At 63.4% G+C, this 17,683-nt stretch carries 17 protein-coding genes and 3 pseudogenes; 9 read left to right on the forward strand and 11 right to left on the reverse strand.

From position 1 onward, the window contains the following. The first annotated feature begins 517 nt into the window (after nt 1-517). The 3 genes from ffh to rpsP are packed head-to-tail and all read left to right on the forward strand — an operon-like array spanning nt 518 to nt 2,915. A complete protein-coding gene (ffh, locus tag EOB36_RS28405) occupies nt 518-2,128 on the forward strand; it encodes a signal recognition particle protein (RefSeq protein WP_127206434.1) in 1,611 nt (536 codons plus the stop codon). Nucleotides 2,129-2,135: 7 nt separating this feature from the next. Next, nucleotides 2,136-2,462, forward strand: a complete 327-nt coding sequence (locus EOB36_RS28410) for a chorismate mutase (RefSeq protein ID WP_128286191.1) — start codon at nt 2,136-2,138, stop codon at nt 2,460-2,462. Between the two features lie 51 nt (nt 2,463-2,513). After that, nucleotides 2,514-2,915 (forward strand): 30S ribosomal protein S16, encoded by a 402-nt coding sequence (gene rpsP, locus EOB36_RS28415; protein ID WP_095484845.1) that lies wholly within the window; start codon nt 2,514-2,516, stop codon nt 2,913-2,915. Nucleotides 2,916-2,993: 78 nt separating this feature from the next. On the opposite strand, the gene EOB36_RS28420 is transcribed toward rpsP, so the two are convergent. From EOB36_RS28420 to EOB36_RS28430, 3 genes and pseudogenes are all read right to left on the reverse strand, one after another. Further along, entirely contained in the window at nt 2,994-3,257 is a 264-nt protein-coding gene (locus EOB36_RS28420) for a glycine zipper domain-containing protein (protein WP_095484846.1), read from the reverse strand. A 156-nt stretch (nt 3,258-3,413) separates the two neighbouring features. Continuing rightward, nucleotides 3,414-3,822: pseudogene (locus tag EOB36_RS28425) on the reverse strand (DoxX family protein). A gap of 135 nt (nt 3,823-3,957) precedes the next feature. Then, nucleotides 3,958-4,864, reverse strand: a pseudogene (locus EOB36_RS28430) (bestrophin family ion channel). Between the two features lie 157 nt (nt 4,865-5,021). On the opposite strand from EOB36_RS28430, the gene EOB36_RS28435 reads away from it, so the two are divergent. Next, entirely contained in the window at nt 5,022-5,447 is a 426-nt protein-coding gene (locus EOB36_RS28435) for an ACT domain-containing protein (RefSeq protein ID WP_127206431.1), read from the forward strand. A 117-nt stretch (nt 5,448-5,564) separates the two neighbouring features. Here the strand turns inward: EOB36_RS28435 and EOB36_RS28440 are convergent, their stop codons facing one another. Further along, the gene (locus tag EOB36_RS28440; protein WP_095484850.1) at nt 5,565-6,599 is read right to left on the reverse strand and encodes an aspartate-semialdehyde dehydrogenase; all 1,035 of its coding nucleotides are present in this window, start codon (nt 6,597-6,599) and stop codon (nt 5,565-5,567) included. Nucleotides 6,600-7,224: 625 nt separating this feature from the next. On the opposite strand from EOB36_RS28440, the gene EOB36_RS28445 reads away from it, so the two are divergent. The 4 genes and pseudogenes from EOB36_RS28445 to EOB36_RS35835 all read left to right on the forward strand — a co-directional run bounded on the left by EOB36_RS28445 (nt 7,225) and on the right by EOB36_RS35835 (nt 10,893). Continuing rightward, nucleotides 7,225-9,066: a DEAD/DEAH box helicase gene (locus EOB36_RS28445; RefSeq protein WP_128244171.1), complete on the forward strand. Its 1,842-nt coding sequence runs from the start codon at nt 7,225-7,227 to the stop codon at nt 9,064-9,066. Between the two features lie 420 nt (nt 9,067-9,486). Further along, on the forward strand, nt 9,487-10,176 hold the full coding sequence (locus EOB36_RS28455) for a DUF805 domain-containing protein (RefSeq protein ID WP_127206429.1): 690 nt from the start codon (nt 9,487-9,489) through the stop codon (nt 10,174-10,176). Between the two features lie 74 nt (nt 10,177-10,250). Beyond that, nucleotides 10,251-10,597: pseudogene (locus EOB36_RS35830) on the forward strand (DUF805 domain-containing protein); the annotation flags it as partial. Nucleotides 10,598-10,674: 77 nt separating this feature from the next. Further along, entirely contained in the window at nt 10,675-10,893 is a 219-nt protein-coding gene (locus tag EOB36_RS35835) for a DUF805 domain-containing protein (protein WP_281035503.1), read from the forward strand. Here the strand turns inward: EOB36_RS35835 and EOB36_RS28465 are convergent. The 4 genes from EOB36_RS28465 to EOB36_RS28480 all read right to left on the reverse strand — a co-directional run bounded on the left by EOB36_RS28465 (nt 10,883) and on the right by EOB36_RS28480 (nt 14,428). Next, nucleotides 10,883-11,371, reverse strand: coding sequence for a GNAT family N-acetyltransferase (locus tag EOB36_RS28465; protein ID WP_128244170.1), 489 nt, complete (start codon nt 11,369-11,371; stop codon nt 10,883-10,885). The genes EOB36_RS35835 and EOB36_RS28465 overlap by 11 nt on opposite strands. Before the next feature lie 4 nt (nt 11,372-11,375). Further along, on the reverse strand, nt 11,376-12,479 hold the full coding sequence (gene leuB / locus EOB36_RS28470) for a 3-isopropylmalate dehydrogenase (RefSeq protein ID WP_127205916.1): 1,104 nt from the start codon (nt 12,477-12,479) through the stop codon (nt 11,376-11,378). Between the two features lie 214 nt (nt 12,480-12,693). Beyond that, the gene (locus tag EOB36_RS28475) at nt 12,694-13,077 is read right to left on the reverse strand and encodes a RidA family protein (RefSeq protein ID WP_127205917.1); all 384 of its coding nucleotides are present in this window, start codon (nt 13,075-13,077) and stop codon (nt 12,694-12,696) included. A gap of 127 nt (nt 13,078-13,204) precedes the next feature. Next, a complete protein-coding gene (locus EOB36_RS28480; protein WP_127205918.1) occupies nt 13,205-14,428 on the reverse strand; it encodes an argininosuccinate synthase in 1,224 nt (407 codons plus the stop codon). Between the two features lie 184 nt (nt 14,429-14,612). On the opposite strand from EOB36_RS28480, the gene EOB36_RS28485 reads away from it, so the two are divergent. Next, nucleotides 14,613-15,254, forward strand: a complete 642-nt coding sequence (locus EOB36_RS28485) for a LysE family translocator (protein WP_095484857.1) — start codon at nt 14,613-14,615, stop codon at nt 15,252-15,254. Here EOB36_RS28485 and EOB36_RS28490 read toward each other — a convergent pair. The 3 genes from EOB36_RS28490 to rlmN are packed head-to-tail and all read right to left on the reverse strand — an operon-like array spanning nt 15,226 to nt 17,404. Continuing rightward, nucleotides 15,226-15,711 carry a hypothetical protein gene (locus EOB36_RS28490; RefSeq protein ID WP_095484858.1) on the reverse strand — a complete coding sequence of 162 codons (486 nt, stop codon included), beginning with the start codon at nt 15,709-15,711 and terminating at the stop codon, nt 15,226-15,228. The genes EOB36_RS28485 and EOB36_RS28490 overlap by 29 nt on opposite strands. Then, entirely contained in the window at nt 15,708-16,172 is a 465-nt protein-coding gene (locus EOB36_RS28495) for a hypothetical protein (RefSeq protein ID WP_095484859.1), read from the reverse strand. Before EOB36_RS28495 ends, EOB36_RS28490 begins: the two co-directional genes overlap by 4 nt. Continuing rightward, on the reverse strand, nt 16,169-17,404 hold the full coding sequence (gene rlmN, locus EOB36_RS28500; protein ID WP_095484860.1) for a 23S rRNA (adenine(2503)-C(2))-methyltransferase RlmN: 1,236 nt from the start codon (nt 17,402-17,404) through the stop codon (nt 16,169-16,171). Before rlmN ends, EOB36_RS28495 begins: the two co-directional genes overlap by 4 nt. Nucleotides 17,405-17,683 lie beyond the last annotated feature (279 nt).

The raw sequence follows: 17,683 nt of genomic DNA on the forward strand, positions 1-17,683 counted from the left end.
TACTGGCCGCCTGCGCTTACAATCTGCGCACCATGATTGGCGTCCTCTATCCACCCGATGAGAGGCGGACATGAGGGAGGAGTGCGTCCACAATCCGGCAGGATGGCTGCCTAAACCGACAAAGGCCCCGCAAGGGCCGCGGAAAACCGCTCTGCCGGCCTTCAAAAAGGCCCTCACTGACCACCGAAATCCACTTCGCTCCCCGTGCAAAGCCCTCACAAGGGGAGAAGGGAAGGGCCTGACCTGGCCATATCACGTCCGTACCTTGACTCCGCGCCCGATTTCCTGTCTACACGCCGCGAATTCCGCGACGAGTATCCCTCCGAGCAAGCCGACCGGGACGCCGAAACCTCGTTGAGGTGACGTGCTGTAAATCGATCCTGGAGGCCAACATCCGGCAGCGCTGTGCGCCCCCGGGTGCTTTTTGGCTTTGGACTTTTGCTCGGACTGTTTGGACACTGGGCGCGAACGCATTACCTCTCGGGCATCATCCGGGTGCCAGGGAAAAGGAAAAAGAATGTTTGAATCGCTACAGGAGCGTCTTGGCTCGATCCTGAACGGCCTCACCGGCCGCGGTGCCCTGTCCGAGGCCGATGTCTCGGCGGCGCTGCGCGAGGTGCGCCGTGCGCTGCTCGAGGCAGACGTGGCGCTGGAAGTGGTGCGTTCCTTCACCGACAAGGTGCGCGAGAAGGCCGTCGGCGCTGCTGTGGTGAAGTCGATCAAGCCGGGCCAGATGGTCGTCAAGATCGTCCATGACGAGCTGGTCGAGATGCTGGGCGCCGAGGGCGTCGCCATCGACCTCAACGCACCGGCTCCGGTCGTCATCATGATGGTTGGCCTGCAGGGCTCCGGCAAGACGACGACATCGGCCAAGATCGCCAAGCGCCTCAACGAGCGTCAGAACAAGAAGGTCCTGATGGCCTCGCTCGACACGCGGCGTCCCGCCGCGCAGGAGCAGCTCCGTCAGCTCGGCGAGCAGGTCAAGGTCGCCACGCTGCCGATCGTCGAGGGCCAGACGCCGGTCGACATCGCCCGCCGCGCCGTGCAGGCGGCAAAGCTCGGCGGCCATGACATCGTGATCCTCGACACCGCCGGCCGCACCCATATCGATGAGCCGCTGATGGTCGAGATGGCCGACATCAAGAAGGTGTCGTCGCCGCACGAGATCCTGTTGGTCGCCGATTCGCTGACCGGCCAGGACGCCGTCAATCTGGCGAAAAGCTTCGATGAGCGCGTCGGCATCACCGGCCTGGTGCTGACCCGCATGGATGGTGATGGCCGTGGTGGTGCGGCACTTTCCATGCGCGCCGTCACCGGCAAGCCGATCAAGCTGATCGGCACCGGCGAGAAAATGGACGGGTTGGAGGAATTCCATCCCAAGCGCATCGCCGACCGCATCCTCGGCATGGGCGACATCATCAGCCTCGTCGAAAAGGCTGCCGAAAACATCGACGCCGAACAGGCGGCGGCGATGGCCAAGAAGATGCAGTCGGGCAAGTTCGACCTGAACGACCTTGCCGGCCAGCTTCAGCAGATGTCGAAGATGGGCGGCATGGGCGGCATCATGGGCATGATGCCGGGCATGGGCAAGATGAAGGACCAGATGACCGCCGCCGGTCTCGACGACAAGATGTTCGGCCGCCAGCTCGCCATCATCTCGTCGATGACCAAGGCCGAGCGCGCCAACCCCGACATTCTGAAGCACTCGCGCAAGAAGCGCATCGCCGCCGGCTCCGGCACCGATGCGGCCGAAATCAACAAGCTCCTGAAGATGCACCGCGGCATGGCCGACATGATGAAGGCGATGGGCGGCAAGGGCAAAGGCGGTGGCCTGATGCGCGGCATGATGGGCGGCCTTGCGCAGAAGATGGGCCTCGGCGGCATGATGCCAGGGGGTATGGGCGGCCCGGGCGGCATGATGGGCGGCGGCATGCCGGACCTGTCCAAGATGGACCCCAAGCAGCTCGAAGCCTTGCAGAAGCAGGCGCAGGCAGCCGGTCTCGGCGGCATGAAGGGTCTTCCCGGCGGCCTTCCCAGTGGTGGTGGCGGCCTGCCCGGGCTGCCCGGCGGCATGAAGCTTCCTGGTTTGGGCGGTGGCGGGCTGCCCGGACTCGGCAAGAAGAAGTGAGGGCGCCATGAACGAAGAAAAGGACATGGCCGACGCACGTGCGGCGCTGGTCGACTACCGCGCCTCGATCGACAACATCGACGCGGCGCTCATCCACATGCTGGCCGAGCGTTTCCGCTGCACCAAGGCGGTCGGCGTGCTGAAGGCGTCGCACGGCCTGCCGCCGGCCGATCCGGCGCGGGAGCAGCTGCAGATCGCCCGCCTTCGCCAACTGGCGAAGGACGCCCATCTCGACCCGGATTTCGCGGAGAAGTTCCTGAACTTCGTCGTCCGCGAAGTGATCCGGCATCACGAGCAGATCGCCGCATCAAACGGCGTTACGAAAACCGGCTGACAACAATCATAAACCCCGATCAACGAAAATAAGAGTTTTAGGAGAAAAGAAATGCCACTGAAAATCCGACTGGCCCGTGCGGGCTCGAAGAAGCGTCCCTATTACCACGTCGTCGTCGCCGACGCCCGTTCGCCGCGCGACGGCCGTTTCATCGAGTCGCTCGGCTCGTGGAACCCGCTGCTCCCCAAGGACGGCGAGCGCGTCAAGGTCGACGCCGACCGCGTCAAGCATTGGCTTGAGCACGGCGCCCAGCCGACTGACCGCGTGCTGCGCTTCCTCGACGAGGCCGGCATTGCCAAGCGAGAGGCCCGCTCCAACCCGAAGAAGGCCGAGCCCGGCAAGAAGGCGCAGGAACGCGCCGCACTTCTGAAGAAGGCGCAGGAAGACGCAGCCGCCGCTGTTGCCGCCGCGGCAGCCGCGCCGGCCGAGGCGGAAGCCGCGACCGCCGAATAATTCTTTCTATCCCCTACGAAACGGCGGGCGCTTTTGTCCGCCGTTTTGCTGTTTCGTCCGACTTATGACGTGGCCCGATCAATAGCCTTCCGGGCAGCGGGCGATGTAGACACGCCCATTGCGACCGCGATAGCGGCACTGGCCGCTTTCCGTGGCACGACCGATCAGTGCGCCGGCGACGGCGCCGACAGCACCACCGACCAGCGCACCTCCAACTGCGTCATCGGCCACTGCAGCACCGACCGCAGCGCCGCCCAGGCCACCGACCGCAGCGCCCTGTTCTGTCCGGGAGCAGGCTGCGAGCGAGGTTGCCAATACCATCAGGACTACCAGTTTCTTCATTGTCGTTCCTCCCAAAACGGGGGTTTTCCGTCCTCACCGCCACATCTCCTAACTCGCAACCGGGCGATTTGATCCAAAGGCAACGAAGAAGGGCAGCGGCTGAAAGCGCCCTCTCTGGTGGCGCGACCGCCATAGAACGGCTTTCGAGACCGCCGCTTAACGCGTGAAAGGGATCAGCGCGCGCACCCTGGGATCGCGCAGGAAAAGGCCGCCCCACAGGATGACGCCGAGATAGACGCCGAACAGTGTGTGCGAGAATAGCGGGCTGCCGATACGTATATGGGTCGCGATCGCGCCGCCGAGATAGGCGGTGAGCAGGATGGCGCCGAGCACCGCGGTGCGCGGCACCGCATAGAGCGCGGCCGAGACCAGCCCGATGACGCCGAGCATGCGCGAGACGTTGGGATCGGCCGGCCAGCCGAGCTCAACCATGGTCTGGGTGACGATATCGAGCGGCGGCAGCTTGATGACGCCGTCGAAGATCATGAACAGCACGATGAGGGCGCTGAGCCCGCGGCCGGTCCACAGCGCGCGGCGTGACGGATGCTGTTGGAGAAATGGTCATTGATGTTCCCTTCGGCTGTTTTGAGCACTGATCCTCTTAGCCAGGACCCGAACCAAGGACGCGGCGCGCGACGGCGATCCGACACGCCTACGATTTTTTGGATGCACGGTGCTGCGATGGGCGCGGGAACAAACCCTAGGAGAAATAGAACTTTTCGGCAGGGATCATTTTCGGTGGCGCCTCGCCGAGCGCCTCGAACACCGAAATTTCACAGTCGCGGCACAGGCCGTCGAGGGCGAGATCGTTGGCCTCGGTGCCGAACGGATCCTCGAGCTCTTCCGAAAGCGCGTCGAGGCCGAAGAAGGTGTAGGCGATCAGCGCCGTGAACAGCGGCGTCGCCCAGCCGGCCGTCGAAGCGAGCCCAAACGGCAGCAGCAGGCAGAAGATATAGGCGGTGCGCTGCAGGAGCAGCGTGTAGGCAAACGGAAGCGGTGTTCCCATGATGCGCTCGCAGCCGGCCTGCGCTGCGGCGATTTCAGCCAGGCGCTCGTCGAGGATGCGATAGCCCATGACGTCGATCGCCCCGGACTTGTACAGCGCGGCGGCTCGCTCGCCCATCCGCCGCACCATGGCGTCGGGCGGGTTGGCCGCCCTGGCGGCGCTTTCGGCTTCGTCGCCGATGAACGCGCGTGCATCCGACGTGGCGTCCACCCGCCTGAGCAGGCCGCGCAGGAAGTGGCAGAAGGCGATCGCCTCCATCAAGAAGCCACGCAGTTCCGCCCGGTTTTCGATCAGCCCGGTGCTGGCACGTGCCAGATTGCGGATGTCGAAGACAAGCTGGCCCCACAGCTTGCGCGCCTCCCACCAGCGGTCATAGGCGGCATTTGTTGCGGAAGCCGAGATAGATCGACAGCGCCACACCGAGCAAGGCGAACGGCGCAGGGCCGGCATTGCCGAAATCGAGCTTCAGCGCCCTGACCGCCAGCACCACCAGCGCGCCATAGACGCCGAAGCCGAAGATTTGCGGCAGGATGCGCGGCACCACCGAGCCGCGCATGATGAAGAACAGATGCAAGAATCCCGGCCGCGGGCGAACGATCATCGAAACCCCTTTCACGGACCGACAATGGTCCTGATCGGTTACATTGTGCGATGCAGTACACGAACAAGCCCGGCCGCCAGCGACATGGCGATGTCGTCTTGCCGGTTTGGGGCAAAGTAAATTATCGAAAATCCGCAAGACATTCGGGAGCAAATCGATGGCCGGCGAGACCGATCTGAAAAAACTGCTGGCGACGATGGCGCCGGAATTGCGACCCGGCATCCATGTCTTCGCCAAACTGCCGCCCGATGCGCCCATGCCAGACAGCCTCGAGCCGGTGATGCTGTTTCGCGAGCGCGAGGGCACGACGGTGATCGCGCTTGAAGCGAAAGCCAAGGCCGCTGGCCTGGAAACCGTCTTCCGCTGCCGGATGGTGACGCTGAACATCCATTCGTCGCTGGAGGCGGTAGGCTTCCTCGCCGCCATCACCACGCGTCTGGCCGCCGCCGAAATCGGCGTCAATCCGGTCTCGGCCTTCTATCATGACCATTTGTTCGTCCCGGTCGACCGGGCGGAGGAGGCGATAGATGTGCTGCGGAGGCTGGCGGAGGAGAATCGGGGGGTGACTACCTTTCCCCCGTGAGCTGGGAGAAGGGAGCTATCCGGCCGAAGACCGAGCCCGCGTCCGCGGGCCGCCGGCTGTCCGGCGCCCCCGCGGAGGGCCCGCCGCGGCAGCGGCGATACGGCCCGTGAGCGAAAACTAAGCCGCCTTCTTCTTCGGCTGGATCAGTCCGCGCTCGATCAGCAATTCGGCGATCTGCACCGCGTTGAGTGCGGCGCCCTTGCGCAGATTGTCGGAGACGATCCACATCGACAGGCCATTGTCGATGGTCGAATCTTCGCGAATGCGCGAGATGAAGGTGGCATCCTCGCCGGCCGAATCCAGCGGCGTGATGTAGCCGCCGTCCTCGCGCTTGTCGAGAACCTGACAGCCCGGCGCCTCGCGCAGAATCTCACGTGCCTCATCGGCGGTGATCGGCTTTTCGAACTCGATGTTGACCGCTTCCGAATGGCCGATGAACACCGGCACGCGCACGCAGGTCGCCGTCAGCTTGATCTTGGGGTCGAGCATCTTCTTGGTCTCGGCCACCATCTTCCACTCTTCCTTGGTGAAGCCGTCGTCGAGGAAAACGTCGATATGCGGGATGACGTTGAAGGCGATGCGCTTGGTGAACTTCTTGACGTCGACCTGATCGGCGACGAACACGGCCCGGGTCTGCGTGAACAGCTCGTCCATGCCTTCCTTGCCGGCGCCGGAGACCGATTGATAGGTGGCGACGACGACACGCTTGATGGTGGCGAAGTCGTGCAGCGGCTTCAGCGCCACGACCAACTGCGCCGTCGAGCAATTCGGATTGGCGATGATGTTCTTGCGCGTGAACAGCGAAATCGCGTCCGGGTTCACTTCCGGCACGATCAGCGGCACGTCCTGGTCATAGCGGAAGGCCGACGAATTATCGATGACGACGCAGCCCTGCTTGCCGATCTTCGGCGACCATTCCTTCGAGACATTGCCGCCGGCCGACATGATGCAGATGTCGGTGTCGGAAAAATCATATTGGTCGAGCGTCCTGACCTTCAGCGTGCGGTCGCCGAACGACACTTCCGTGCCCTGGCTGCGCCGCGAGGCCAGCGCCACCACTTCGCTCACCGGAAAGCCGCGCTCTTCCAGTATGTTGAGCATTTCCCGGCCCACATTGCCCGTGGCGCCGACGATTGCAACTTTGAAACTCATCGAAATCTCCTGTCCTCTCCGCTCGGTTTTTGGAGAAAACCCGCCGGCCGATGCGGGTTTCAACCCCCGGGCCGGACCCGGGAGAGGGTGGTTAGGCCAAGGGAACTCAGACCGTTTTAGCGGTCGTTTTAGCCGTAGTTTTGCTGGAACGAGGAGACGCGCCGACGCGCCCGGCCCAATGGTTTGCATTGCGGCCGGGGAGGTCGAATGCAAGAAGCGCCATCAAAAGGCCGCGCATCGAAACTATCCCGTTCGGTGCCGGCTTTTACGCGGTTTGCGTAAAGAGTCAATCGCGACGAGCGAGGCGGCAACGCAATCGCGAGGTTGAATAGCCCGCCCCTTTTTGGGCGTTTGCGCTGCCCCTCACCCTTACCCTCTCCCCGTGAAAAACGGGGAGAGGGGTCGCCGGCGTTGCGGCTAAGCCTCTTCTCCCCGTTCTTCACGGGGAGAAGATGCCGGCAGGCAGATGAGGGGCAGCGCCGACATTGACAATTGATCGCGGTTTTTTGCGCACCCTGTACAATGATGGTCGCGCGAAGTACGAACGGCCAAGATTGTTTGGCTGGCGCTGCCGGCCCCGGCATGCGCTCCGATGAGCACAGACCTTGAATTCCGAAAGAAGCATATGTCCAATTTCGAAGCTATTGTCCCCGCGCTGGCAAAGGCGCTGGAAAACCGCGGCTATGTCGAGCTGACGCCGGTGCAGAAGGCGGTTCTCGATCTCGGGCAGGCCGATGCGCTGGTTTCGGCGCAGACCGGCTCCGGCAAGACCGTCGCCTTCGGGCTGGCTCTGGCGCCGACCCTTCTGGATGGCGCCGAACGCTTTTCCCATGCCGCGGCACCGCTGGCGCTGGCTGTCGCGCCGACGCGGGAACTGGCCCTTCAGGTGACGCGCGAGCTGGAATGGCTCTACGAACTGACCGGCGCAGCGATAGCGTCCTGCGTCGGCGGCATGGACATGCGCACCGAGCGGCGCACGCTGGAACGCGGTGCCCACATCGTCGTCGGCACGCCTGGCCGACTGCGCGACCACATCACTCGGCATTCGCTCGACATGTCGGCGCTGAAGGCAGTGGTGCTCGACGAGGCCGACGAGATGCTCGATCTCGGCTTTCGCGAGGATCTCGAATTCATTCTCGACGCTGCCCCAGCCGAGCGCCGCACGCTGATGTTTTCGGCCACCGTGCCGCGCTCCATCGCCACGCTGGCCAAGGGCTACCAGCGCGATGCGGTGCGCATCTCGGCCTCCGGCGAGGAGAAGCAGCATCTCGACATCGAATACCGGGCGCTGAGCGTGGCCCAGGCCGACCGGGAAAACGCCATCATCAACGTGCTGCGCTATTACGAGGCGAAGAACGCACTGGTGTTCTGCAACACGCGCGCTGCCGTCAATCACCTGACCGCGCGCTTCAACAACCGCAACTTTTCCGTCGTGGCGCTTTCGGGCGAACTGAGCCAGAACGAGCGCAGCCACGCGCTGCAGGCGATGCGCGACGGCCGCGCAAAAGTCTGCATCGCCACCGACGTGGCGGCGCGCGGCATCGACCTGCCCAACCTCGAACTGGTGATCCACGCCGACCTGCCGACTAACCCGGAGACGCTGCTGCACCGAAGCGGACGGACGGGGCGGGCGGGACGCAAAGGCGTCAGCGCGCTGATCGTGCCCAACAGTGCCCGCAGGCGCACCGAACGCCTGCTGCAAAGTGCCGGCCTTGCGGCGACATGGGCAAGCCCGCCTTCAGCCGACGACGTCCTGCGCCGCGACGACGAGCGCATCCTCGCCGACCCGGTTTTCACCGAGCCCGTTTCGGACGACGAGCGCGGCTTCGTCAATGCGCTTCTCGACCAACGTGGCGCCGAACTGGTGGCGGCGGCCTTCGTGCGTCTCTGCCGCTCCAGCCGCTCGGCGCCCGAGGATCTTTTGGACGTCGCTCCGTTCACGCCGTCGGGTGACAAGTTTGCGCGCAGGGACGAGGCGCCAAGCCGCCGCGACGATTTCGGCGAGAGCGTCTGGTTCTCGCTGTCGGTGGGGCGCCGGCAGAATGCCGAGCCACGCTGGCTAATCCCGATGCTGTGCCGGACAGGCGGCATCAGCAAGCGTGAGATCGGCGCCATCAAGATGCAGCCGGAGGAAACCTTCGTGCAGATCGCGGCCGACTGGGCCGACCGGTTTCTCCAGGCGATCGGGCCCGACCGCAAGCTGCAGAACAACATCGCGGTGAAGCGGCTGGACGGCATGCCCGACCTGTCGCGCGCCGGCTATCAGGAACCACGGCCGGACAAGAAACCGCACCGTGGCAAGCGGACGTTCGACCAGAACGCGCCCAAATTCGAGAAGCGCGCGGCGCCGGCCGGACAGCGCGATGCCGCGCTCGAGGCAAAGCCCTGGGCGAAGAAGCCGGGCAAGCCGAAGTTCGAGACCAGCGGATCGCCGAAACACAAGAAAGCGAAGAAGCGGCCGGGTTAGGTCCTCGACACGGTGATTCCGTCAGGCCGATACGACGCGAACGTCGACAGTTCCTTTCTATAGCAGAGACCCTGGGATCTATGCGGTAACAGGAAGAAGACCGTAGCGTCGGCGATCCTTCGCGCCCCCCTCTGTCCTTCCGGACATCTCCCCCACAAGGGGGGAGATTAGATGTCACCTCGGCTTTCGCCAATCTCAAACGTTGAAAGAGGGCAGGACGGCGAGGCTGCCGATCTCCCCCCTTGTGGGGGAGATGTCCGGCAGGACAGAGGGGGGCGCTGTCCCGCCGACGCCTCCCGCAAAGTTCTCCACCACCGCATTGTCGTGACACAGGTCGATGCACTGCATTTCGCAGACACCCCTTGCGATCCGCCGCAACTCTAGACAGTCTGGGCGAGACGCGAATGGGGGTGGGCAAGCATGCGCGGCGAGGTTCTTCACTATGACGAGACCCAAGGCTTCGGTTTCATCACCGGAGCGGACGGCAACCGCTATAGCTTCGCGCGCGAGAATCTGCGCCGCGAGACGTCGGTGGCCAAGGGCGCGCTCGTTGAGTTCCAGCCGGGTGGCGGGCATGCGCGCGATGTCTTTTCGATTAACGCCCAGACGGCTGCGGCCGGTGCTCCTGCTGCTGCGGCCGCGCCCTCTCGGACCGGCAACGCGCCTGAAGCGCCTAAGCCGCAACATTTCGGCCGTTTCGCTGAAAATGGTCCCGCCACCGGCCTGTGGAGCTACTTCTGGCGAGGTCTGACTGAAAATTACTTCAATTTCGCCGGACGTGCCCGCCGCAAGGAATATTGGGGTTATTTCCTGTTCTGGACGATCGCGCTGACCGTGGTCGTCGGCATCGGCCTCTTCATCGACGACGCCATGGGCAACATTGACGACTTGCCGGCAGTGACGGTCGGCCTTTGCGGCGCGTTTGTGCTGGCGACAATCCCGCCATGGATCGGACTGAACGTGCGGCGCCTGCATGACATCGGCTTGACCGGCTGGCTTTTTCTGGCGGTTCTCATCCCGACGATCGGCTGGCTGATCATCCTGGTCTTCGCGCTGATCCCGACGCAGGCCCGTGAAAATCAGTGGGGCCCGGTGCCGGCGGGCGTCTAGCTTAAAACGTGTACCTTGCAACTGACTACAACTCTTGATAGTATCAAGGCGGCACAGTATTTGGGGGCAAGGCAATGCGCGGCGCGGTTTATAATTATGACCAGGATCAGGGTTTTGGATACATCAATGGGGCCGACGGCAAGCGTTACATCGTCGGGCATGAGGATCTGAGTCCCGGCGTGGCGTTGGTCAGAGGCGCGCCCGTCGAGTTTCAGCCGGACGATGGGACTGCGCGCGCCGTCATTGCAGGAAGGCCAAGCGCTGCCAAATCCCGCAACCTCATTCCCCGTGGCGTTGAACCTGCCCAATCCACCACCGGATTATGGACGTATTTCTGGCGCGCATTCAAAGTGAGACATGTCAGCTTCACCGGCCGTGCCCGCCGCAAGGAATTTTGGGGCTTTTTTCTGTTCACGCTGATCGTGTTCTTCGCGCTTTTTGCGTTCGGCGTTCTCATCGATGCAGCGATCACAGCTATCGTAGGCGGAATTTGGAGCTTTGGGTTATGCGCCAGCCTTCGTGTTCCTGCTTCTGACTGTCTTGCCGTGGTTTGCCCTTATGGTACGACGCCTGCACGACATCGGCCTGAGCGGCTGGTTCGTTTTGCTGTACTTCGTTCCAGGCTTCAACACGCTGGGTGTGTTGGCCCTTGGGCTTATCCCATCCAAGGTCGGCGAAAACCCTTGGGGGCCGGTGCCGGCGGGCGTCAGGATTTAATCGCGATCGCCTTCAGCGCCTCGCCGGACAGCCTGAGAAAGACTTTCTGGCCATGGCGGTCGGCACCAAGCCCGTCGTAGAAGCGTAGCGCACCTTCGTTCCAGTCCTCGGTGGTCAGGTCGATGCGGCCGATGCCTTCGCGCAGGCAATGGCCGGCGAGAAATGCCATCAGAGCCCGACCGACACCGGCATTGCGGACGTTTTCCCGCACGAACAGATCCTTGAGGAACAGCAGCCGTTCGAGATCGATGCCGGGATGTGCGATCGCAACCGACGCAAGCCCGCAAATCTCGCCCTCGGCGAAGGCGAGTGCGAAATGCGGATAGGCCGGGCTTTCCTGGTCAAGCCATTTCTGCGAGGCAGACAGAGCCCGGTCGGCATCGATCGGCGGCTGCCGGTAATGCACCGCCATCTCGCACAGCATGGTGGCGAGTGCAGCCGCATCCCCGGTCGTCGCCCAGCGGACGTCGACCGCCACAGGCTCAGCCCAGGAACTTGGCGATGATCGCATCGCCCATCTCGGTGGTGCCGACCTCGGTCATCCCTGGCGAATGAATATCCCTGGTGCGCAGGCCGTCGTCGAGCACGGCGGCGATGGCGCTTTCCAGACGGTCTGCTTCGGTTACCATGCCGAAGGAATAGCGCATGCACATGGCGAAGGAGGCGATCATGGCGATCGGATTGGCGATGCCTTTGCCTGATATGTCGGGCGCCGAGCCATGCACCGGCTCGTAGAGCGCCTTGCGCTTTTTCGTCTTGGCATCCGGCGCGCCGAGCGATGCCGACGGCAGCATGCCGATCGAGCCGGTCAGCATGGCGGCGATGTCGGACAGCATGTCGCCGAACAGATTGTCGGTGACGATGACGTCGAACTGCTTGGGCCAGCGCACCAACTGCATGCCGCCGGCGTCCGCCAGCATGTGGTCGAGCTTGACGTCGGCATAGCGCGCCTTGTGGGTCTGGGTGACGACCTCGTTCCACAAAACGCCTGACTTCATCACATTGCGCTTTTCCATCGAAGTGACGTGGTTCTTGCGGGTGCGCGCCAATTCGAAGGCAACACCCGAAATGCGCTCGATCTCGAACGTGTCGTAGACTTGCGTGTCGATGCCGCGTTTCTGGCCGTTGCCGAGATCGATGATCTGCTTGGGCTCTCCGAAATAGACGCCGCCGGTGAGTTCGCGCACGATCAGAATGTCGAGACCCTCGACCACGTCCTGCTTGAGCGAGGAGGACGCCGCCAGCGCTGGATAGCAGATGGCCGGCCTGAGATTGGCGAACAGCTCCATATCCTTGCGCAGCCGCAGCAACCCGGCTTCCGGGCGCACTTCATAGGGCACCGCATCCCATTTCGGCCCGCCGACGGCGCCGAACAGCACCGCGTCGGCGGCCATCGCCTTGGCCATGTCGGCATCGGAAATCGCCGCGCCATGCGCGTCATAGGCGCAGCCGCCGACGAGCCCCTCATCGGTGACGAAACCACTGCCGAGCTTGTCGTTCATGGCTGATATCAGCTTCTTCACCTCGGCCATGGCCTCGGGGCCGATGCCGTCGCCGGCGAGCAGGAGAAGATTTTTCGAAGCCATCAGAACCATCCTAATTGTGGCGCATGACCCCGAAATCGGAATCGATTTCGGAAAGGATCATGCGCAGAAACAAAATTCTACAGCGTCCTTTGCGCGTCCAAAAGGACGCGCGGCGCTGTCGTGAGCCGCGGCCTTGCTAAACGCCAAGCGGGCTATGCGCAAGCGTTTGGTTCAGAGCATCTTTGGCGATCCTTGGCGCCCCGCACCGACGCGCTCAGGCCGTGCGCTTGAGTGCCGTCACCTCGATCTCGATCTTCATTTCCGGCTTGTTGAGCTGGCAGACGATCATCGTCGCCGCCGGCCTGATGTCGCCAAAGGCTTCGCCGAGGATCGGAAAGACGATGTCCACGAAAGCCGCGTCGGTGATGTAGTAATGCGCCCGCACCACATCGGCCATCTCGAAGCCGCCGTCCTGCAACGCCTTGGCGATCGTCGCCAGGCAATTGCGCGTCTGCGCCTCGACCGTCTCCGGCATCGACATGGTCGCATAGTCGTAGCCGGTCGTTCCGGAAACGAAACACCAGTTGCCCTGCACCACGGCGCGCGAATAACCGGCGGCCTTCTCGAACGGCGAGCCGGTAGAGATCAGTTTTCGCATGGTCCTTCCCTCGCGTATTCTTCAGGCAATGTTGAGCTGAAGAAGTGCCTTTCGGCTGCAGGCCGGCCGCCACAGTCCCTTTAAGGCTCTGTACAGAGAGCCAAATCCCTCTGTACAGAGGAACTGGCTAGCTTTTTCGACTACGCGCCGCCAGCGTCCTTAGCCTCAGCGCGTTGAGGCGGATGAACCCTTCGGCGTCCTTCTGGTCGTAGGCGCCACGATCGTCCTCGAAGGTGACCAGCGCATCGGAATAGAGCGTCTTCTTCGACTTGCGGCCGGTGACGATGACGTTGCCCTTGTAGAGCTTCAGCCGCACCGTGCCTTCGACATCTTCCTGGCTCTTGTCGATCATTGCCTGCAGCATCAGCCGCTCGGGCGCGAACCAGAAGCCGTTATAGATCAGCTCGGCATAGCGCGGCATGAACTCGTCCTTGAGGTGGGCGGCGCCGCGGTCGAGCGTGATCGATTCGATCGCCCGGTGGGCGGCGATAAGGATGGTGCCGCCGGGGGTCTCGTAGACGCCGCGCGATTTCATGCCGACGAAACGGTTCTCGACCAGGTCGAGCCGGCCGATGCCGTTGTCGCGGCCGAGATCGTTGAGCGCCGCCAGCATCGTTGCCGGCGACAGTTTCTTGCCATCGAGCGCGATCGGATCACCCCTCAGGAATTCGATTTCGATCTCGGTCACCTTGTCCGGCGCGTCCATCGGCGAGACGGTGCGCTGGTGGACGAATTCCGGCGGCTCGGTCCACGGGTCTTCCAGCACCTTGCCCTCGGAAGACGAGTGCAGCAGGTTGGCGTCGACCGAAAACGGCGCATCGCCCTTCTTGTCCTTCGGCACCGGAATCTGGTGCTGCTCGGCGAAGTTGATCAGGTCGGTGCGCGATTTGAACGACCAGTCGCGCCATGGCGCGATGACCTTGATGTCGGGGTTGAGCGCATAGGCCGCGAGCTCGAAGCGGACCTGATCGTTGCCCTTGCCGGTGGCGCCGTGGGCGATCGCATCAGCGCCGGTCTCGTTGGCGATCTCGACGAGGTGCTTGGAGATCAGCGGGCGGGCGATCGAGGTGCCGAGCAAATAGGTGCCTTCATAGACGGCGTTGGCGCGGAACATCGGGAAAACGAAGTCGGAAACGAACTCCTCGCGAACATCCATGATACGGATGTCCTTGATGCCCATCATCTCGGCCTTGCGCCGCGCCGGCTCCAGCTCGCCGCCCTGGCCGAGATCGGCGGTGAAGGTGACGACCTCGGCGCCGAGCTCGGTCTGCAGCCATTTCAGGATGATCGAGGTGTCGAGGCCGCCGGAATAGGCGAGCACGACTTTCTTGACGGCTTTTGCTTTTGGCATTGTGGGCGGTTCCGCGACGGGGTTCTTCGCGGGCGAGGTATCACGCCGGTTCCGGCTAGCGCAAGGGACGAACGATCCCCCGGTCGCTGCTGGCATACTGGATCAGCCGTGGTGCCGGCCAGAAGCTGGCGCCGGCTTGGCGCTTGCGGTATAGGCTGCGCCTTCTTCATTCAGGGGCCCGCCCATGTCCTTCATTCCCGACACCACCACGCTGATCCAGTTCGCCATCGCCACCGTGATCCTGGCGATCACGCCGGGTCCCGACATGACGCTGTTCGTCTCGCGCACGCTGAGCCATGGTCGCGCCGCCGGCTTTGCCTCGATGGCGGGCGCGCTGTGCGGCACGCTGATCCACACCACGCTGGTGGTGGTCGGCATCTCGGCGCTGATCGTTGCCTCGCCGGCGGCCTTTCTTGCGCTCAAGATTTTCGGCGCCGGCTATCTCGTCTTCCTGGCGTGGCAGGCGATCACCAAGGGATCGGCGTTTTCGCCCGAGAAGAAGAGCGGGCCTGAGATTTCGCTGTTCCGCGCCTGGGCGGCGGGGCTCGGCGTCAATCTGCTCAACCCGAAGATCATCCTGTTCTTTATGACTTTCCTGCCGCAGTTCGTCTCCGCACACGACCCGAACGCGCCCGGAAAACTGTTTTTCCTCGGCGCGATGTTCGTCGTGCTGTCGATCCCGGTAACGGCGCCGATGGTGTTTGCAGCGGAAAAATTCTCGGCGGCGATGAAGACCAGCCCGCGCGTCACACGCGTCGTCGATTATCTGTTCGCCGGGGTGTTCTCGGCCTTCGCGCTCAAGATCCTGACCGCCCAGGCGAAGTAGGCGCGGACCTTCCGGCTTGCCGCCAGCTCCCGGCCGAGCGCCCGGCGCTCAGCCAGTAGAAAATGCCGCCGACCATGCCGCAGCCGATCACGGCAGCGGCGACGCGCGGATCGGTGATCTCGAAATTGGCATCGGCGGTCTGGTAAGCGAAGCCGAGGAAGACCGCCGCGACCACCGCGCCCGCCAGCGCGTAGAACAGCCAATCACGCCGTCCCAGGATTTCGGAGACGAGGATGGCGACCGCCGCCGGCATGAAGGCGAAATAGGCGACGAACAGCGCAACGAAGGGGATCGAAAAATACAGGGAAGCAGTCGCCGTAGGGTGCGCGTGCTCCGGCGTGTAGCCCAGCGACGCCAGAAACATGACGTTGAGGAAGGCGCTGGCAGCCAGCGAGGCGACGACATAGCCGATCAGGATGACGGCGAAGCGGATGAGGTAGGCAAAGAGACGGTTCATGCCGAAACTGCTTCCCTTTGTTTGATAAGGAAACGCCCGGTTACTGCCCAGTAGGCATAACCGCCGGAGAATCCACCGGGTAGACAGGGCAGGAGTGGCGCAGCGGATATGTTCAACGGGGTCGTTTGTGTCCAGGCGCTTAAGACCAGAAGCGCGAGGATGGCGTTCAGGGCGCCAGCGCACGCAAATGGCAGCCAGCGGTTCCAGCCTTGTCCACGGGCGACAAGCAGCGTGAGCAGAAAACCGGGCAGCGCCGTCAGGAAAGTAGTCATGAGCACGGATTGGTAAACAAAGCCCACACCGCGGACGCTGCGGTAAAACGATCCCCAGGCGCCGCCATCCGGCAGGACGGTCGGGAGCAGCAACACGAAGAAGGTGGCGGCGACCGCAACCAGGACGGCAATGACATAACCCAAAGATATGAATGCGACGTGGCCGAACCAGGCAACAAGACGATTCACGCCTCGCCGTGCCCCGCGATCATCATCGCCTCCAGCGCCAGCCGGTCGACCTTGCGCATGCGCTCCGAGTCCGACTTGAGCTGGCCGCAGGCGGCGAGGATATCGCGGCCGCGCGGCGTGCGGATCGGCGAGGCATAGCCGGCATTGTTGATGTAGTCGGCGAACTTCTCGATCGTCTCCCAGTCCGAGCACTGGTAGTTGGTGCCCGGCCACGGGTTGAACGGGATCAGGTTGATCTTGGCCGGAATGCCCTTGAGCAGCTTGATCAATCCTTTGGCATCCTCGATCGAATCGTTGACGTCCTTCAGCATCACATATTCGAAGGTGATACGGCGGGCGTTCGACAGGCCGGGATAGGCGCGGCAGGCGGCGATCAGCTCTTTCAACGGATACTTCTTGTTGATCGGCACCAACAGGTCGCGCAGATCGTCATTGGTGGCATGCAGCGAGATCGCCAGCATGACGCCGATCTCCTCGCCGGTGCGGAAGATCTCCGGCACGACGCCGGAGGTCGACAGCGTGATGCGGCGCTTCGACAGCGACAGCCCGTCGCCGTCGGACGCGATCAGCAGCGCCTTCTTCACCGCCTCAAAATTGTAGAGCGGCTCGCCCATGCCCATCATGACGACGTTGGACACTTTCCGGCCCTCGGCCGGCACGATGGCGCCGTCGGGCGTGTCGCGGTCGGGGAAATCGCCGAGCCGGTCGCGGGCGGTCAGAAGCTGAGCGAGGATTTCTTCCGCCGTCAGGTTGCGCACCAGCTTTTGCGTGCCGGTGTGGCAGAAGGAGCAGGTCAGCGTGCAACCGACCTGCGAGGAGATGCACAGCGTGCCGCGGCCTTCTTCGGGGATGTAGACGGTCTCGATCTCGACCGGCCGGCCGGCACCGCGTGGCGGAAAGCGAAACAGCCATTTGCGCGTGCCGTCGGAGGAAATCTGCTCCTCGACGATCTCGGGCCTGGCGATGGTGAAATGCTTGTCGAGCTCGGCGCGCAGATCCTTGGAGATGTTGAACATGCCGGCGAAGTCGGAGACGCCGCGCACATACATCCAGTGCCAGAGCTGCTGGGCGCGCATCTTGGCCTGGCGCTCCGGCACGATGCCTGACGCAATGAGGGCGGCGCCAAGCTCGGCCCGTGTCAGGCCGATCAGGGACGGTTTTTCGGCCGGCATGGCGCGGGCGCGCAACGCGTCACGGGCGCCGTCAGTGGTAAGATCAAATGAAAGGGTCATTGTTGCGCCAATATAAGCGATTTGCGGCCGATTACAGCATCGTGCCCGAAATGAAGCGCGGCGCATAGCACAGGTTGATGGCGGAGTCATGGGCGGCGGCGGGGCAAGGCTCGCTGCAATGTGCCGGCCGGCGGCGCTTCAAAAGCAAAAAAGCCGGGCTTGCGGCCCGGCCCTTACTCAAACTCGGCCTATGGCTATTTGCACTTGGCGATAGACGACAGCGCCGCCGAGATGCCTTTCAGCGAAAACACATAGGTGGTGGTGTTGCCGCGGCCGGAC

The organism is Mesorhizobium sp. M6A.T.Cr.TU.017.01.1.1 (assembly GCF_004023115.1).
In the GTDB taxonomy this organism is placed as follows: Bacteria; Pseudomonadota; Alphaproteobacteria; order Rhizobiales; family Rhizobiaceae; genus Mesorhizobium; species Mesorhizobium mediterraneum.

Excerpts from the sequence above, each read along its gene's own strand:
- leuB (WP_127205916.1), bottom strand. The coding sequence starts at position 12,479 with ATGGCTTCGAAAAATCTTCTCCTGCTCGCCGGCGACGGCATCGGCCCC.
- EOB36_RS28440 (WP_095484850.1), bottom strand. The coding sequence starts at position 6,599 with ATGAGTTTCAAAGTTGCAATCGTCGGCGCCACGGGCAATGTGGGCCGG.
- EOB36_RS28490 (WP_095484858.1), bottom strand. The coding sequence starts at position 15,711 with ATGAACCGTCTCTTTGCCTACCTCATCCGCTTCGCCGTCATCCTGATC.
- EOB36_RS28435 (WP_127206431.1), top strand. The coding sequence starts at position 5,022 with ATGGCCGGCGAGACCGATCTGAAAAAACTGCTGGCGACGATGGCGCCG.
- EOB36_RS28455 (WP_127206429.1), top strand. The coding sequence starts at position 9,487 with ATGCGCGGCGAGGTTCTTCACTATGACGAGACCCAAGGCTTCGGTTTC.
- rlmN (WP_095484860.1), bottom strand. The coding sequence starts at position 17,404 with ATGACCCTTTCATTTGATCTTACCACTGACGGCGCCCGTGACGCGTTG.
- ffh (WP_127206434.1), top strand. The coding sequence starts at position 518 with ATGTTTGAATCGCTACAGGAGCGTCTTGGCTCGATCCTGAACGGCCTC.
- EOB36_RS28445 (WP_128244171.1), top strand. The coding sequence starts at position 7,225 with ATGTCCAATTTCGAAGCTATTGTCCCCGCGCTGGCAAAGGCGCTGGAA.
- rpsP (WP_095484845.1), top strand. The coding sequence starts at position 2,514 with ATGCCACTGAAAATCCGACTGGCCCGTGCGGGCTCGAAGAAGCGTCCC.
- EOB36_RS28475 (WP_127205917.1), bottom strand. The coding sequence starts at position 13,077 with ATGCGAAAACTGATCTCTACCGGCTCGCCGTTCGAGAAGGCCGCCGGT.
- EOB36_RS28420 (WP_095484846.1), bottom strand. The coding sequence starts at position 3,257 with ATGAAGAAACTGGTAGTCCTGATGGTATTGGCAACCTCGCTCGCAGCC.
- EOB36_RS28480 (WP_127205918.1), bottom strand. The coding sequence starts at position 14,428 with ATGCCAAAAGCAAAAGCCGTCAAGAAAGTCGTGCTCGCCTATTCCGGC.
- EOB36_RS28485 (WP_095484857.1), top strand. The coding sequence starts at position 14,613 with ATGTCCTTCATTCCCGACACCACCACGCTGATCCAGTTCGCCATCGCC.
- EOB36_RS28410 (WP_128286191.1), top strand. The coding sequence starts at position 2,136 with ATGAACGAAGAAAAGGACATGGCCGACGCACGTGCGGCGCTGGTCGAC.